The sequence below is a fragment of the Psychrobacillus sp. FSL K6-4615 genome, assembly GCF_038008225.1.
Lineage (GTDB): Bacteria > Bacillota > Bacilli > Bacillales_A > Planococcaceae > Psychrobacillus > Psychrobacillus psychrotolerans.
This window is the reverse complement of record NZ_JBBOYQ010000001.1, coordinates 2,434,876-2,451,268: the sequence shown is the minus strand read 5'-3', so window position 1 is coordinate 2,451,268 and position 16,393 is coordinate 2,434,876. Positions and strand designations below refer to the sequence as shown.

Annotated in this window: 14 protein-coding genes and 2 other annotated features; of the genes, 10 read left to right on the top strand and 4 right to left on the bottom strand. The window is 37.7% G+C overall.

Annotation, left to right across the window (positions count from 1 at the left end):
• The 6 genes from MKX53_RS12165 to leuS all read left to right on the top strand — a co-directional run bounded on the left by MKX53_RS12165 (position 1) and on the right by leuS (position 8,308).
• The gene (locus tag MKX53_RS12165) at positions 1-1,344 is read left to right on the top strand and encodes a sigma-54 interaction domain-containing protein (protein ID WP_093536807.1); all 1,344 of its coding nucleotides are present in this window, start codon (positions 1-3) and stop codon (positions 1,342-1,344) included.
• Between the two features lie 422 nt (positions 1,345-1,766).
• On the top strand, positions 1,767-3,089 hold the full coding sequence (locus MKX53_RS12160; protein ID WP_340764512.1) for a GntP family permease: 1,323 nt from the start codon (positions 1,767-1,769) through the stop codon (positions 3,087-3,089).
• 41 nt (positions 3,090-3,130) lie between these two features.
• Complete coding sequence (locus MKX53_RS12155) at positions 3,131-3,898, top strand: 3-hydroxybutyrate dehydrogenase (protein WP_340911564.1); 768 nt, start codon at positions 3,131-3,133, stop codon at positions 3,896-3,898.
• A gap of 152 nt (positions 3,899-4,050) precedes the next feature.
• Positions 4,051-4,740 carry a CoA transferase subunit A gene (locus tag MKX53_RS12150; protein ID WP_340911562.1) on the top strand — a complete coding sequence of 230 codons (690 nt, stop codon included), beginning with the start codon at positions 4,051-4,053 and terminating at the stop codon, positions 4,738-4,740.
• A gap of 13 nt (positions 4,741-4,753) precedes the next feature.
• Positions 4,754-5,407, top strand: coding sequence for a 3-oxoacid CoA-transferase subunit B (locus tag MKX53_RS12145; protein WP_340911560.1), 654 nt, complete (start codon positions 4,754-4,756; stop codon positions 5,405-5,407).
• A gap of 48 nt (positions 5,408-5,455) precedes the next feature.
• Positions 5,456-5,668: a binding site (T-box leader), on the top strand.
• Between the two features lie 228 nt (positions 5,669-5,896).
• The gene (gene leuS / locus MKX53_RS12140) at positions 5,897-8,308 is read left to right on the top strand and encodes a leucine--tRNA ligase (protein ID WP_340911557.1); all 2,412 of its coding nucleotides are present in this window, start codon (positions 5,897-5,899) and stop codon (positions 8,306-8,308) included.
• 111 nt (positions 8,309-8,419) lie between these two features.
• Here leuS and MKX53_RS12135 read toward each other — a convergent pair whose 3' ends face one another.
• Entirely contained in the window at positions 8,420-8,578 is a 159-nt protein-coding gene (locus MKX53_RS12135; protein WP_340911554.1) for a hypothetical protein, read from the bottom strand.
• A gap of 139 nt (positions 8,579-8,717) precedes the next feature.
• On the opposite strand from MKX53_RS12135, the gene MKX53_RS12130 reads away from it, so the two are divergent.
• Positions 8,718-9,128, top strand: coding sequence for a VOC family protein (locus tag MKX53_RS12130; RefSeq protein ID WP_340911552.1), 411 nt, complete (start codon positions 8,718-8,720; stop codon positions 9,126-9,128).
• 68 nt (positions 9,129-9,196) lie between these two features.
• Positions 9,197-9,904 carry a DNA alkylation repair protein gene (locus MKX53_RS12125; RefSeq protein WP_340911549.1) on the top strand — a complete coding sequence of 236 codons (708 nt, stop codon included), beginning with the start codon at positions 9,197-9,199 and terminating at the stop codon, positions 9,902-9,904.
• A gap of 206 nt (positions 9,905-10,110) precedes the next feature.
• Here MKX53_RS12125 and MKX53_RS12120 read toward each other — a convergent pair whose 3' ends face one another.
• The 3 genes from MKX53_RS12120 to MKX53_RS12110 all read right to left on the bottom strand — a co-directional run bounded on the left by MKX53_RS12120 (position 10,111) and on the right by MKX53_RS12110 (position 13,655).
• Positions 10,111-10,680, bottom strand: a complete 570-nt coding sequence (locus tag MKX53_RS12120; RefSeq protein ID WP_340911546.1) for an anthranilate synthase component II — start codon at positions 10,678-10,680, stop codon at positions 10,111-10,113.
• Positions 10,677-12,065, bottom strand: coding sequence for an anthranilate synthase component I (gene trpE, locus MKX53_RS12115; protein WP_340911543.1), 1,389 nt, complete (start codon positions 12,063-12,065; stop codon positions 10,677-10,679). The genes MKX53_RS12120 and trpE overlap by 4 nt, the downstream gene beginning before the upstream one ends.
• Positions 12,066-12,136: 71 nt before the next feature.
• Positions 12,137-12,368: a binding site (T-box leader), on the bottom strand.
• A 24-nt stretch (positions 12,369-12,392) separates the two neighbouring features.
• On the bottom strand, positions 12,393-13,655 hold the full coding sequence (locus MKX53_RS12110) for a BaiN/RdsA family NAD(P)/FAD-dependent oxidoreductase (protein WP_340911542.1): 1,263 nt from the start codon (positions 13,653-13,655) through the stop codon (positions 12,393-12,395).
• Between the two features lie 358 nt (positions 13,656-14,013).
• Here MKX53_RS12110 and MKX53_RS12105 point away from each other — a divergent pair, with 358 nt between their 5' ends.
• Positions 14,014-15,630, top strand: a complete 1,617-nt coding sequence (locus tag MKX53_RS12105) for a putative polysaccharide biosynthesis protein (RefSeq protein ID WP_340911539.1) — start codon at positions 14,014-14,016, stop codon at positions 15,628-15,630.
• Positions 15,631-15,639: 9 nt separating this feature from the next.
• Positions 15,640-16,362 carry a pseudouridine synthase gene (locus MKX53_RS12100; protein ID WP_093536819.1) on the top strand — a complete coding sequence of 241 codons (723 nt, stop codon included), beginning with the start codon at positions 15,640-15,642 and terminating at the stop codon, positions 16,360-16,362.
• Positions 16,363-16,393: the final 31 nt, after the last annotated feature.

The window sequence follows — 16,393 nt, the reverse complement described above, 5'->3', positions numbered from 1 at the left end:
TTGGATAATTTTCAACAACATTTACCAACTTCTGTACTTGCCGAAATTTTAGAAAATGCATTTCAATGGTTTGTTGTAGTAGATGCAGATTCGAAAATTCTATATATCAACGAAGATTATTGCCGCTTTCTTGAAGTAACGAGAGAGGAAGCGATAGGTAAACCAGTAGCTGATATTATTGAAAATACGAAAATGCATGAAGTTATAAAGTCTGGTGTTCCAGACAATGCATCTCCACATTATATTAAAGGAACGTATATGCTAGCGAATCGAGTTCCTCTTTTTGTAGACGGAAAGATTGTTGGGGCTTTTGGAAGTGTAATTTTCAGAGATATGTCCGATTGGAAAAGACTAAGTTCTCATGTTCGTACCACAATGGAAAGAATGCAGTTAAATATAGAAGACAATAGTTATACCGAGTACAGATTGGAAGACATAAAAGGAAGTTCACCAGCTATCCGGAAGATTAAAGAAACGACTGGAATAATAGCACCTAGTGATCTTCCAGTCTTAATTGAAGGGGAGAGTGGAACTGGAAAAGATATGTTTGCACATAGCATACATCAGCTTTCTGAACGCTCGGACTTTCCTTTTGTTAAAGTGAATTGTGCAGAAGTTCCGGTTGAGTTATTGGAAAGGGAACTATTTGGTGTATATAATCCACTTACTGAAACTGTCCAAAATGGAAGAGTTAAACAAGCAGATAAAGGGACTCTATATATAGATGAAATTAGTGCACTTCCGCTGACACTTCAAGCAAAGTTATTAAGAGCAATGCAAGAAGAGGAAATTACTCCACTGAATTCGGAGCAGAGTGAAAAAGTAAATATACGAATAGTTGCTTCGTCCAACATTTCCCTTTCTCAACTAATTGAGGAAAAGAAATTTAGGGAGGATTTATATTATCGTTTACAAGCAATTACATTGAAAATTCCACCTTTAAGAGAAAGAATGGAAGATTTTGTTGATTTACTGAATTTCTTTTTACAAAAGTTCATGCTTCACGCGGGGCGAAGACATATCACACTCGCAACAAAAACTCGGGAATTACTTCAATCCTATCATTGGCCAGGTAATGTAAGGGAATTACAAAATATTTTACAGGCTGCTGTTTACTTAGCAGAAAAAGATACTATTATGCCTTCCGCTCTGCCTTCCCAGATTAAGTTAAGTAATGTACCTTCTTTTCAAACTACGGGGACGCTTGAGGATATATTAGCAGAAGTAGAAAAGAAAGTACTTCAATCTTACTTAGAGGAAGAGTCTGATAAAAGACAAATTGCCAAACAACTTGGACTCAGTAGATCAACACTTTACGAGAAGATAAAAAAACACAACTTATGACCTAAATCCGTTTTTCTGGACACGTATCCAGAAAAGCGGATTTTTATTTTATTTCTAAATACCTCTTGATAACAAGTTTGATATAAATATATATCCGAAAATTCGGATTTTAAGGATATTTACAGTTAACATTTTTGTCACATTTTATATTGATAGAAAATTATGGTTGTGCTTTAATGACTTATGAAAGCGCTTTTAAAATTTTGTATTCAAAAGTTAACCAAGGAAGAAATCTATTCACTGCAGAGTTTAGATTTTGGATACTAGCAAAGAAAATTGGTTGTAAATGAATTTACGATTAGGATGATCGCGCACTTAATTTTTTCTTACTTGATTTTGTTATTTATTTCAATCACTTTTATACACGGATGCTACAAATACAACTTATTACTCTTAAATAATTGGGGGAAATGTAAATGGAAATATTGAGTATGGTCGGTCTTATAGCAGGTTTAGCATTACTAATAGTGTTGACTATGAAAGGCGTTAATATTTTAATAGCTGGTCCTATTTCAGCACTATTGGTAGCTGTGACAAGTGGAATGCCTTTATTTTCCCAGCTTGCTGGTAAAGATGAGGCTGATTATGTTACGAGTTATATGTCAGGTTTTACTGGTTTTATCGCTTCGTGGTATTTGATGTTCTTACTTGGAGCGGTTTTCGGAAAGGTCATGGAGGATAGTGGTGCGGCAGATTCCGTATCCAAGTGGATTGTTGGTAAGTTGGGGATGAAGTATGCAGTACTAGCTATTGTCCTAGCTTGTGCAGTATTAACATTTGGAGGAGTAAGTCTTTTCGTAGTTGCTTTTTCTGTCTATCCAATGGCTATTTCTTTGTTTAAACAAGCGGATTTACCGCGTCGTTTTATACCAGCGACATTAGCCTTAGGATCTGTCACGTTTACGATGACATCTGCGGGTTCACCTGAAATTCAAAACTGGATCCCAATTCAATATTTAGGGACTGATGCATATGCGGGTTGGGAAGTAAGTATAATTGTCGCTTTGTTTATGGCCACTTTTGGATACTGGTGGTTGAAACGTATTATTCAAAAGGCTGTCAATAAAGGGGAACGATTTATAGATCGTGAAACAGATCCAACATTTGATACTAATAGAAATCTGCCAAATCCGTTTTTAGCAATGATTCCATTACTAGTAGTACTAATAATCTCATATATTTTCCATGATAAACTTGCGCAGTCGGCTTTAATAATTGCATTACTTGGTGGTGTAATTGCCACTTATATTGTTGGAAGAAAATATTCTAAAAATTTCTGGGAAGCATTTTCAGCAGGTACAGTCGGTGCGATTATAGCAATCGGAAATACTGCCGCAGTAGTGGGTTTCGGAGGAGTTGCTAAAAACGTACCTGCATTTACAACGGCAGTAGAGGCAATGACAAATATTCCTGGTTCACCTCTAATTGGTGCTGCAATTGCGGTATCGGTAATTGCTGGTATGACGGGTTCTTCATCGGGTGGTCAGACAATTGCATTGCCATTGTTAGCCCCGCATTATCTAGATATGGGGGTAAATGCTGAGGCATTACACAGGGTCGTAGCCATTTCTTCGGGTGCCCTTGATTCATTGCCGCATAATGGCTATGTCGTCACTACTATTCAATCAATCTGTGGTGAAAAACATAGTGCAGCTTATTGGCCGGTTGCTGCGACCACTGTAGTCGTACCAACACTTGGTGTAATAATTGCGATTATTCTCTTCTCGTTTGGGTTAGGGATTTAAAATTAAAAATTACGATACGACATATTTCTGGAGGTTATTAAATGGTAAAAGATAGAGTGCTCCTTATTACGGGAGCCGCAGGGGGCATTGGGTTGGAGATTGCTCATGAATTTTATAAGGCTGGGGCGATTGTAGTACTAACAGATGTAAATGAAGAAAAAGTAAAAGAAGCCGCAAAACTTTTAGGAGATGATGTAATAGGTCTTAAATGCGATGTGACAAAGGAAGAAGATATTATTGATTCAATTCATGTGACTATAGAGAAGTATGGAAGTGTGGACATTCTTATTAATAACGCCGGTATGCAGCACGTTGCAATGTTGGAAGATTTTCCAACAGAACGCTTTGAACTATTGATAAAAATAATGCTGACGGCTCCGTTTATAGCAACTAAACACGTTCTTCCGCATATGCGGAAGAAAGGATTCGGGAGAATTATCAATATGGCATCTATAAATGGTTTAGTCGGTTTTGCTGGGAAAGCAGCGTATAACTCAGCTAAACATGGTTTAATTGGACTTACGAAAGTTGCAGCTCTGGAAACAGCAGCGGATGGAATAACTGTTAATGCAGTTTGCCCAGGGTACGTGGATACGCCACTTGTTCGAAACCAATTCAAAGATTTAGCGAAAGTACGAAATGTTCCAGTGGAATCTGTATTGGAAGAAGTGTTATATCCTCTAGTTCCACAAAAACGACTGTTAGAAGTGAAGGAAGTTGCAGATCTAACTCTTTTTTTAGCTAGCGATTCCGCTAAAGGAATGACCGGGCAAGCAGTTGTTTTGGATGGTGGCTATACTAGTCAATAGGTATTCTATTTATATAAAAACTTTGGATTCAATTCTAGGTGCGATTCAGAATAATTATGCTTAGAATCTAGGTATAAGAATATAGTTTGCTAAGTTGTCGAATATTTGAGAAAATAATAATGTATCAAGCTTAGATGAAAGGGGATTGGAGCATGAAACCTATTTACAATTCAGCTAAAGAGGCTGTTGCAGGGGTGCAAGATGGAATGACGCTGATGGTTGGAGGTTTTGGACTAGTTGGAATTCCAGAACAGCTAATACTGGCTTTAGTCGATAAAGGTGTGAAGGACTTAACGGTTATTTCGAACAATTGTGGCGTGGATGACTGGGGTCTAGGTCTGCTACTTAAAAATAAGCAAATAAAGAAAATGATAGGTTCATATGTTGGAGAAAACAAAGAGTTTGAAAGACAAGTAATCTCGGGTGAAATAGAAGTGGAATTGACTCCACAAGGAACTCTAGCGGAGAAAATCCGTGCTGGTGGGGCTGGAATTCCCGCTTTCTTTACTCCTGCTGGTGTAGGTACTACAGTGGCGGAAGGTAAAGAAGTGCGAGTTTATGATGGAAAAGAATATGTACTAGAAGAGGCACTTCGAGCGGATTATTCTTTCATACGTGCAGCTCAAGCAGATAAATTCGGAAATCTTATCTATAATATGACAGCGCAAAACTTTAATCCAATGATGGCTGCTGCTGGTAAAATTACCATTGCAGAGGTAGAAGAAATGGTAGAAACAGGAGATTTAAATCCTGCTCAAATACATACACCAAGCATTTATGTTCAAGGTCTATTCCAAGCGGAACAAGAAAAAAGAATCGAACGTTTAACGACACGTTCTTAAGGAGGAGTTTCGATTGAATTCACGTGAAAAAATTGCAAGAAGAGCAGAAAAAGAAATTGAAAATGGAAACTACGTAAACTTAGGAATTGGAATTCCGACTTTAGTTGCGAATTTCATCTCTCCCGATAAAACGGTCGTTTTACAATCGGAAAATGGCTTACTTGGTATTGGACCGTACCCAACCGAGCAAGAAGTTAACCCTGACCTTATTAATGCAGGTAAGGAAACAGTAACGACTATTCCAGGCTCGGCTTTTTTCAATAGTGCAGAGTCATTCGCGATGATTCGCGGAGGACATGTCGACGTGGCTATTTTAGGTGCGATGGAAGTATCCGAAAAAGGTGACCTCGCTAACTGGATGATCCCAGGCAAGATGATTAAAGGCATGGGAGGGGCAATGGATCTCGTGCACGGTGCAAAGAAAATTATCGTCATTATGGATCATTGTGCTAAAGACGGTTCTGCTAAAATTAAAAAACAATGTGAATTACCTTTAACAGGCAAGGCAGTTGTGAATAAAATAATAACAGAACGGGCAATGATAGAAGTAACAGAAAATGGACTTGAATTGAAAGAGGTATTCGAGGGTTACTCTGTTCAGGATATTATAGATGCTACAGAAGCGGAACTTATAATTAATAACGTAATAGAAAATGTCTCTATTTAACATCAGCTTGTATTTTAAAGTGGAATCCATTATTATTAAAACTAATAGAAGTCGACTGTGAAAAGGATTAGTAAATAAATCTCGTATCTTTAGAGAGCTAACGGATGGTGTAAGTTAGCGTTACGAATTATTGAACTCGCCTTTGAGTCTGTATAAGTGAACTGATAGTAGCTTGTACCGTTTTCCGCGTTAAGGAATCAAGTTGAGTGAAGTTTTCACTAATTTGGGTGGTACCGCGTGAGTATATCTCTCGTCCCTTAGTTTTTTAAGGGGCGAGTTTTTTTATGTCTAGCTTTAGAGTCTAACCTCTCGGGGCAAATGTGAAATAGCTGATGTGGCTGAGGTGCTTCTTCCTAAGTCCGCACGATGCGGGTTATGTCTGCTATGCCACAGGATGTGGTGCACTTTACAGATCTATCCTAAACACATTTGCCTGTCGAGGCAGAAATAGGCGCTTCCGCTTTTCATACATTGGAGGAGGAAAAATTTATGAGCTTTAATCATGAAGCAATCGAAAAAAAATGGCAAAAGTATTGGCAAGAAAACAAAACGTATAAGATGACAGATGATCCGTCTAAACCAAAATTCTATGCATTGGATATGTTCCCTTATCCTTCAGGAGTAGGTCTACATGTAGGTCATCCACTTGGATATATCGCAACGGATATTCTAAGTTCGTTTAAACGTAAACAAGGTTATAACGTTCTTCATCCAATGGGGTGGGATGCTTTTGGACTTCCAGCGGAGCAATATGCAATTGATACTGGGAACGATCCTGCAGAGTTCACGGCAAAAAATATTGCTACTTTTAAACGTCAAATGACGGATTTAGGATTTTCTTTTGACTGGGACAGAGAGGTAAATACGACCGATCCTTCTTATTATAAATGGACTCAATGGATTTTCATCCAGCTGTACAAAAAAGGCCTAGCATATGTAGATGAAGTGCCGGTAAACTGGTGTCCAGCATTAGGAACTGTTTTAGCTAATGAAGAAGTAATTGACGGTGTGTCAGAGCGTGGAGGACATCCAGTAGAACGTCGTCCGATGCGACAATGGGTACTTCGTATAACTGCTTATGCAGACAGACTTTTAGAAGATTTAGATGATCTTGACTGGCCAGACAGCTTAAAAGAAATGCAACGTAATTGGATAGGACGTTCAGAGGGTGCGGAGCTTACTTTTGAAGTGGCAGGCACGAAAGAATCCTTCCGTGCATTTACAACACGTCCGGATACAATTTTTGGTGCAACCTATGCAGTATTAGCGCCTGAGCATAAGCATGTGGATGCTATAACTACTGAGGAACAAGCAGAAGCAGTGCTAGCTTATAAAGATCAAGTGAAATTAAAAAGTGACCTTGAACGTACAGATCTTGCAAAACATAAAACAGGTGTATTTACAGGTGCTTATGCCGTTAACCCAGTAAGTGGAGAGAAGATGCCAATATGGATTGCTGATTATGTATTAGCGACATACGGTACTGGTGCTATTATGGCAGTTCCTGCACATGATGAGCGTGACTACGAGTTCGCAAAACAATTTGATTTGCCAATCGTGGAAGTAGTTGCAGGTGGAGACATCTCACAAGAAGCTTACACTGCTGATGGCACACTTATTAACTCTGAGTTTTTAAATGGCTTAAACAAACAAGAAGCAATTGCCAAAGCGATTGAATGGTTTGAAACAAATGGTAAAGGTGAGAAGAAAATTACGTATCGTCTACGTGATTGGTTATTCAGTCGTCAACGTTATTGGGGCGAGCCGATTCCAATTATTCATTGGGAAGATGGCACTTCTACACCAGTAGAAGAGTCTGAATTACCGTTAATGCTTCCTGTTACTACAGATATTAAACCAAGTGGTACAGGTGAGTCGCCACTAGCTAATATTACGGAATGGGTTAATGTTGTGGATCCAGTAACCGGTAAAAAAGGCCGTCGTGAAACGAATACTATGCCTCAGTGGGCAGGTAGCTGCTGGTATTACCTACGTTATATCGATCCAAACAATGACGAGGCACTTGTCGATCCAGAACTAGCGAAACGCTGGCTTCCAGTGGACATTTATGTAGGTGGAGCAGAGCATGCAGTACTTCATTTATTGTACGCACGTTTCTGGCATAAATTCCTTTATGATATTGGTGTAGTTACTACGAAAGAGCCATTCCAAAAGCTATTTAACCAAGGGATGATTCTTGGAGAAGGTAACGAGAAAATGTCTAAATCGAAAGGGAATGTAGTTAACCCTGATGATATCGTGAAAAGTCATGGAGCCGATTCACTTCGTCTTTATGAAATGTTCATGGGGCCACTAGACTCCTCGAAACCATGGTCTACAAATGGTTTAGATGGATCAAGAAGATTCCTAGATCGTATATGGCGTCTATTGGTCGATGAAGACGGTAAGTTGAGTGCTAAAGTTACAGATACTTCTTCTGATAATATGGAAAAAGCATATCATCAAACAGTTAAAAAAGTAACGGAAGACTTTGAAGCAATGCATTACAATACCGCTATTTCACAAATGATGGTATTTATCAATGAAGGATATAAAGCGGAGCAAATTTCAACAGAATATGTTGAAGGATTTGTGAAGCTTATTTCTCCAATCGTTCCACATATTGCAGAAGAATTATGGCGTATTCTTGGACATGACGATACAATCGTTTACGAATCTTGGCCAACATTTGATGAATCGAAACTAGTAGACAATGAAGTAGAAATTCCAGTTCAAATTAAAGGGAAAGTACGTGCAAAATTGAACGTTGCTAAAGATGCAACAAAAGAAGAGTTGGAAGCATTAGCTCTTGCTTCAGAACAAGTTCAACAATGGTTGGATGGTCAAGAAGTGAAGAAAATTATTGCCATTCCAGGTAAAATGGTCAATATCGTAATTTAATGAAGCTTGACTATAAATAAGAGTATTTTAAATCATCTCAACTCTATGCTTTTCTTAGAGTTGAGATGATTTTTTTGTTGTAGAAATGAGCAGCTTTTTTATTTGCAATATCTATTGGAATTCATAAGGGTTAGGATAACCTATTTCTATTAATACTTCTTGTACGATATCCTCTGCTAATTGGAGATCCTTTACGTAGTAATAAGCCAAACGTATTAGGGGTTCTGTAAATTGCAGCATTAACGTTTTTAGGTCATTAATATTTATCAAAACCACAACTCCTTTCCATATATAAACGATTCCTAGCACTTTAAAGTTTGGATTTTTCTGAATTATTTTCCTACTCTGCCTTGAAAGTTCTGAAAAATGATATGATGAAGGTTATAAGAATATGGGAGGGATGTGTGCAATGAGTGCATTTATTAAAAGAGTGGGAACTACATACATACCAGTTGTTAATCCAGAGAAATCATCATTATGGTATCAAGAAATGCTAGGAGCTGTTGAAAATTTTAGAAATATGGACAAAGCAATTTTAGAATTTGCAGATCAAAGTTTTTTTCTTGTTAAGGCCAAAAAAGGAGAACGGTCTTGTTTTTTGGATATTTATGAACAGGAACATTTTACAATGACTTTTGAAGTGAATGGAATAGATCGACTAATAGAATTTAACAGCTTTCTTCAGGAAAAGGGAGTACGTGTTGGGAAAATTGAAAATCGGGGGCATCCCGGCACCAATTTTGTATTCTATGATTTAGACGGGAATATGTTTGATGTATGGAGTGAATTGAGTCCTACTTTCAAGAATAGATTGGATTAAAATGATTTAGTGATATTTGAATGAGCGTTATATCTGTGGAAAATCAAAAATAAAGGAAGTGCGAATAGATGAATTTTGAAGAAGTTATGCAGGAACTCGAAGCTCTTGGTAAAGAAAGAACTAAAAAAATATACATATCCAATGGAGCACATGAGCCACTTTTCGGCGTGGCTACTGGTGTGATGAAACCAATTTCAAAGAAAATAAAAATAAATCAACAGTTAGCGGATGAGCTATACGCAACAGGGAACTATGATGCCATGTATTTTGCCGGTATTATTGCAGATCCAAACGGCATGACTGAAGCGGATTATAATCGCTGGATGGATTCAGCATATTTTTATATGCTTTCTGATTTTGTAGTAGCTGTAACTTTGTCAGAGTCCGATATCGCTCAAGAAGTTGCGGACAAATGGATTACAAGTGACGAGGAGTTGAAAATGTCAGCAGGGTGGAGTTGCTACTGCTGGCTTTTGGGGAATCGAAAAGACGTTGAGTTTTCAGAAAGCAAAATGTCTAATATGCTTGATATGGTGAAAAATAAGATTCATGAATCACCTGAACGAACAAAATCTTCGATGAATAACTTTATATTAACTGTGGGAACTTCTTATGTACCTCTGCATGAAAAAGCACTAGAGACTGCAAAGGAAATAGGCATAGTTGAAGTCAAAAGAGACAACAAAAAAAGCAGCTTCTTAAATGCTTACGACAGTATTCAAACAGCAGTAGATAAAGGAAGAATTGGTTTTAAACGCAAGCATGTTAGATGTTAATATCTTATAGAGCAGCTTGTCCTTAATAGGGATAAGCTGCTTTTTGCTATCTTTTGTTTATTCCAACTAGCGTGCTCAAAATTCCAACTAAACCTCTCATTTTTCCAACTAAACCCTCCAAAATTCCAACTAAAACACCTGTAAGAGATTTTTCGGATCAAAAAAGCTCCTAGAACGATCCTAGGAACTCCCTTTTATATATTTTCTCAGAAGCTTTCGATAAATGACTGCATTATTCGGCTTCCTTGTTCTGTCCCAATAGATTCCGGGTGGAATTGAAGGCCATATAAAGGGTAGTCGACATGTTTGATGGCCATTATTTCATTGTCGTCTTCTGACCTTGCTAGAATTTCTAGTTCGTCTATTAATGACTCTCCGTCTATCACAAGCGAATGATATCGCATGACTGAAATTGGCTCCTCGAAAGTTTTGAACAAAGCTTGAGGACTATAAGATATGGTGGACATTTTACCATGTCTAATGGTTTTTGCCTGCACAATTTTTGCTCCAAAAGCTGCGCCAATCGATTGATGGCCAAGACAGATACCTAAAATGGGATACTTTTTATATAGCTTCTGAATAATGTCGATCGAAACACCTGCATCTACAGGAGTACCAGGGCCAGGAGAGATAATAATAGCCTCAGGGTTCAGTTCTTCCAGTTCTTCAATAGTAATAGCATCATTCCGAACGACTTTAACGTCTTTGCCTAACATACTGACTTGTTGATATAAATTATACGTAAAAGAATCATAGTTATCGATTAACAAAATCATCGTTGCACCTCCAAGAGAGCCTTAGCTTTATTAATCGTTTCTTCATACTCGCTCTTTGGAATAGAATCGTGGACAATACCAGCTCCAGCTTGAACATGGGCATAATGATCTTTTACAACCATTGTACGAATGGCAAGTGCCAAATCCATATTACCTGTAACAGATACATAGCCGACAGCCCCCGCGTAGATCCCACGTTTCATTGGTTCTAAATTATTTATAATCTGCATAGCTCTAATCTTCGGTGCTCCTGAAACAGTTCCAGCAGGTAAGCAGGTAGTTAACACATCTAAAATATGTGCATTTTCAATTAGTTGACCAGTCACCTCAGACACAATATGCATGACGTATTTATAGTATTCAACTTTCATATATTTCTCAATTTGAACAGTTCCTATTTCAGCTATTTTACCAATATCATTACGTCCAAGATCTACGAGCATTCGATGTTCTGCAACTTCTTTTTCATCATGCAATAAATTATGAGCAATGCGAGCATCTTCCTCAGGAGTTTGCCCGCGAGGCTTTGTCCCTGCTATAGGGTTCGTTGTTACTATTCCATTTTTTACTTTTACTAAGCTTTCTGGAGATGTCCCCAAGATAGTGTAAGTTTCAAAGTCCATATAGAACATATAAGGAGATGGATTGGAAGTACGAAGCTGTCGATACAACGAAAAAGGGTCTCCGTCAAATGGAGAGGTAAAACGTTGAGATAGGACAACCTGGAATATGTCGCCTTTTAAAATATGTTCCTTTGCTGTTTCCACCATATTCGTAAAATCTTTTTCCTGAATCTGTGGTTTAAAGGAGAGAGAGGGTTCCGTTCGTTCAGGATTTATCGGTCCCTGCTCTAGTTCAGACAATATCTTATCAATAGCATCAGTCATCGAATCTGAAGAACGCCCATTTTGGAATAAATCGATCGCAGCTATGGAAACCGTCTGTTTTAGATGATCAAAAATAATAAACGTATCGTAAAACATAACATGTACATCTGGCATATCTAATTCGTCGTTTAATAAATCTCCTATTTTTTCATTATAAAAAGCAGTTTCATATCCGAAATAGCCAATAGCACCACCGAAAAAAGAAAATGGATAGCAGTCTTGATGAATTGGCATCATCTGTTTAAGCTTTTCTATCACTGACCTGTGTTCACTTTCGGTTGAACGATTTTCGACGGATAGTGAATATCCATGCTGGTCTCCGGTTAGTTCCCCGATAGGGTCAACTGCAATAAAGGAGTATCTTCCACTTTCCTCATGCTTAGCGGAGGATTCAAATAACACTTTTTTCCTTCCGTGCAAAGAATGGTAAATGGATATAGGAGTCATCATATCTCCTTGGATTTCTTTCATTTGATAACTTTTTGTCTCAACTGTCATTTCTCAGCTCTCCTATTCTTAACTAATCTCAGCTCAACTCAACTTAACTAAACACAAAAAGGCCCTCCATCGCAAAGGACGGAGAGCCGTGGTGCCACCTTTATTGATTACTATTGTAATCCACTTATTGCAACCTGACAGTTGCGAGTCCTATAACGTAGACGAACGCCAAAACCTACTGATTATATACGTTCAGCTTTGGAGCTAAGAAGCCCATTCACTTTATTGCTTGCACTGACTCGCAGCTACCGTCAGCTCTCTAGAGCATTTCATAAAGTTACTATTCTTCCTAATCGCTTATTAACGTATATTGTAATATAAATTATCTTATAATTCAATCGATTTTGCGGCACTCATTCCAGCAATTTTACCAGTAACAAGAGCAGAGGTGATATTGTAGCCGCCTGTGTATCCGTGGATATCTAATATTTCCCCACAAAAATAGAGTCCAGCCTTTTTCTTCGACGCCATTGTTTTTGGTTCTATCTCCTTGATGGATACACCTCCACCAGTAACAAAGGCTTTTTCTAATGGTTGTGTCCCATAAACAAAGACATTGAATTGTTTTAACTCATGTGCGAGTGCACGAATCTTTTCATGCGGAAGATTTTGACCATCTTCACTTTCTTGAATAGCGGTACGTTGAAGTAAAAACAATAGCCATCTTTCAGGAACAATACCTTTCCACACATTTTTTACTGCTTTTTTGGGATCCTCTTTTAAAGCAGATAGAAGCATTTGGAAAGTTTGTTCTTCATTTTGTTCTGGAAGACTATCAATTCGTACGGAGACAGGTTGTCCGCCATTTTTCTTTTGTTCTTTTACAACAAATTGACTGCATCTTAAGATGGCTGGTCCACTTAAGCCGAAGTGAGTAAACAACATATCCATCTCATGTGTAATTATTGGTTTTCCTTTTTTATTTAACACAGAAACACCAGCACCTCGAAGTGCGAGGCCTTGAAGTTCTTTCGATTTGATGAATGTCTCATTGGATAAAAGAGGTACCTCTGTCGGATATAAATCCGTGACAGTATGACCAGCTTTTTCTGCCCAAGGATATCCGTCTCCAGTAGATCCGGTTTGAGGAACTGCTTTGCCCCCAACCGCTACGACAATAGCACCGGAAGTGATTTCTTCACCTGAAGCTAGTCTTACGCCAATTACTTTTTCATCATTCATTAACAACTTGGAAACTACTGAATTTAACTTGATTTCTACTTGTAGTCTTTTTAATTCATCTAATAGAGCATTTACAACATCCATCGCCTTGTTAGAAACTGGGAACATTCTTCCGTGATCTTCTTCTTTTAAAGCAACTCCTAGATTTTCAAAAAACTCGATGATATCCTCATTATTAAATACAGAAAAAGGGCTAAATAAAAAGCGGCCATTTCCAGGGATATTTTTTACAATCTCTTCTTGAGGTAGTCTATTTGTAACGTTACAACGACCCCCACCAGATATAGCAAGCTTTTTCCCAAGCTTATTTCCTTTTTCGATTAGTAGTACCTTTTTGTTTTCTGCCCCAGCCGCCGCAGCAGCCATTAGTCCTGAGGGACCCCCACCAATTACAATAACGTCATACATAATATATTCACACTTTCAGTTTTTTCTTTATTATACATGATTGTGGTTTTGTTTAGACAGTTGTAAACTGTAAGATAGACATTTTAACTTTATTAAGCAAATATTTTTTGCGACGAGCTTGCGCAGGAGTAGAAGTATCCCACTTCCATAAGTGATGTGGTGAATGCAAAATATGTATTCAACTAAATGGTATCCACAAACCTCTGCTTAATAAAGTTAAAGCCTCCGGCGGATGCCACAGATTTTTAGATGAATTTCTCAGGCGAGCTTGAGAAATATCTGGGCGCTCTGTTTTCTGCGACGAGCTTGCGCAGGAGCATATTCGCCGAGGCGAATTTGATAAGAATGGAAGGGTTAGATGGCATCAAATTTACTGAAAGGGACAATGATTTTAACAATTGGTCTCTTATTATCGAGAATACTAGGTGTTCTATATGTAATACCTTTCTATCAAATAGTGGGGGAGGAGTATATTGCACTTTATCAATACGCTTATACTCCATATTCCATCATGCTAGCAATTGCAGTATCTGGTGTACCAATTGCTGTATCAAAGTTTGTATCTAAATATAATTCCCAAGGAGATTATGCTACTGGAAGAAAGCTCGTGAAGTCGAGCATGTTGCTTATGGGAGTGACCGGGTTTTTAGGGTTTTTAATCCTTTACTTCCTTGCAGATCCAATAGCTCATCTTATTATTAAAGATGATGAAGCAGATTTTTCCGTAAATGATGTAGCTTCTGTTATTAGATTTGTCAGTTTTGCAGTTATTGTAGTTCCGGTTATGAGCTTAGTAAGAGGATTTTTCCAAGGATATCAACATATGACACCTACAGCAATCTCTCAATTATGGGAACAAATTGTTCGAATCCTATTTGTGTTAGTTGGTGGTTTCTTTGTTGTTTATGTATTCAATGGTACAGAAAAGACTGCAGTATCCTTTGCTGTATTTGCCGCGTTTTTAGGTGCAATTGCAGGATTAGTCGTTCTCGTATGGTATTGGAAAAAATTGAAGCCGGAGTTTAACAATTTGTTAACTACATCAGGGAAGATTAGTTCAGATGTATCATTAACAAATATTTATAAAGAAATGTTAATTTATACTGTTCCTTTTGCGCTTGTAGGAGTTATTAATCCTTTATTCCAATTTATCGATATGATTACGTTTAATAATGCGATGTCTGTCATTGGAATAGGTGGGGATATATCTAACACATTATTAGGCATGTTAAATTACACTACCCATAAGCTTGTAATGATTCCTGTCATGCTCGCAACTGGTTTTAGTATGACGCTAATCCCGTTGATCACTAGTTATTATGCAAAACAAGATTTTGTACAGGTTCGTAAAGCGTTGGACCAATCATTCCAAATTTTATTGTTTTTAACTGTACCTGCAGCAATGGGGATTTCTGTGTTAGCAGATGAATTTTACTTAGTGTTTTATGAAGCTAGTGAAACAGGGGCAACCGTACTTGCCCATTACGCTCCAGTTGCCATATTGTTTGCTTTATATCCAGTAACGACTGCGATATTACAAGGAATTGATCGTCAAAAGTTAATAATTTTAAACTTATTACTTGGGATACTAACGAAGCTAATCCTAAATACGCCGCTTATTAAAGCTTTTGAAACTGATGGTGCAATTATCGCTACAGCATGTGGTTATTTAGTGGCAATCGGGTTAAACTTATTTGCTATTCGCAAGACATTACATTATAAATCGAATATGGTCGTTCGAAGAGTAATGCTTATTATTATCGTCAATGTAATCATGTTAGTGCTTGTGTTCCTAGTCAAATTAGGATTCGGACAATTCATGACGATTGATACTAAACTAGAAGGATTACTTGCGATTATCGTTTGTGCTGGTATTGGAGCTGTATTTTATGCTTTTGTTACATTACGCTTGGGTCTTGCTCAAAAACTCTTCGGAGAGAGACTTACACGCTTTACCAAAAAAATTGGTTTTTAGGAGAATAAAATGCGATTAGATAAATTTCTATCTCATATGGGATATGGTACAAGAAAAGAAGTAAAAATATTGGTCAAATCCAAAGCTATTCAAGTAAATGAAGCTGTTGTAAAAGACAGCTCCATGCACGTGAACGAGCTGAAGGATAAAGTGACAGTTTACGGAGACGTAGTAGTATATAAAGAGTTTATCTATTTAATGATGAACAAACCACCTGGAGTAATTTCTGCGACAGAGGACTCTAGGGAGCAAACAGTCATAGATCTATTAGATGAAGACGTACGTCATTTTGAACCATATCCAGTAGGAAGATTAGATAAGGATACTGTAGGTCTTCTTCTATTAACGAATGACGGGGCTTTGACACACCGACTTCTATCACCAAACAAAGACGTACCCAAAGTGTATTACGCGAAAGTAGAAGGTGTAGTAGATGAATCGGATATTACAGCCTTTTCCAATGGAGTAATATTAGATGATGGCTATCATACAAAGCCAGGCATACTAAAAGTCTTAAAAAGTGATTCTATTTCTGAAATCGAATTGGCCATTACAGAAGGTAAATTTCATCAAGTGAAAAGAATGTTTGAAGCAGTTGGAAAAAACGTAGTTTACTTAAAAAGGCTTTCGATGGGGTTACTTGAGTTGGATGCTACATTAGCAGAAGGTACATATCGAGAACTAACAGAAGAAGAGCTAACACAAATACAGCAAAAGAATGACCAGGCTTAAGTTTTAGCTTGGTCATTCTTTTCATATTGTT

What these genes read in the sequence shown, in the direction of transcription:
- leuS (WP_340911557.1), top strand. Translation starts at nt 5,897, where the DNA reads ATGAGCTTTAATCATGAAGCAATCGAAAAAAAATGGCAAAAGTATTGG.
- MKX53_RS12105 (WP_340911539.1), top strand. Translation starts at nt 14,014, where the DNA reads ATGGCATCAAATTTACTGAAAGGGACAATGATTTTAACAATTGGTCTC.
- MKX53_RS12120 (WP_340911546.1), bottom strand. Translation starts at nt 10,680, where the DNA reads ATGATTTTGTTAATCGATAACTATGATTCTTTTACGTATAATTTATAT.
- trpE (WP_340911543.1), bottom strand. Translation starts at nt 12,065, where the DNA reads ATGACAGTTGAGACAAAAAGTTATCAAATGAAAGAAATCCAAGGAGAT.
- MKX53_RS12130 (WP_340911552.1), top strand. Translation starts at nt 8,718, where the DNA reads ATGAGTGCATTTATTAAAAGAGTGGGAACTACATACATACCAGTTGTT.
- MKX53_RS12110 (WP_340911542.1), bottom strand. Translation starts at nt 13,655, where the DNA reads ATGTATGACGTTATTGTAATTGGTGGGGGTCCCTCAGGACTAATGGCT.
- MKX53_RS12100 (WP_093536819.1), top strand. Translation starts at nt 15,640, where the DNA reads ATGCGATTAGATAAATTTCTATCTCATATGGGATATGGTACAAGAAAA.
- MKX53_RS12155 (WP_340911564.1), top strand. Translation starts at nt 3,131, where the DNA reads ATGGTAAAAGATAGAGTGCTCCTTATTACGGGAGCCGCAGGGGGCATT.
- MKX53_RS12150 (WP_340911562.1), top strand. Translation starts at nt 4,051, where the DNA reads ATGAAACCTATTTACAATTCAGCTAAAGAGGCTGTTGCAGGGGTGCAA.
- MKX53_RS12125 (WP_340911549.1), top strand. Translation starts at nt 9,197, where the DNA reads ATGAATTTTGAAGAAGTTATGCAGGAACTCGAAGCTCTTGGTAAAGAA.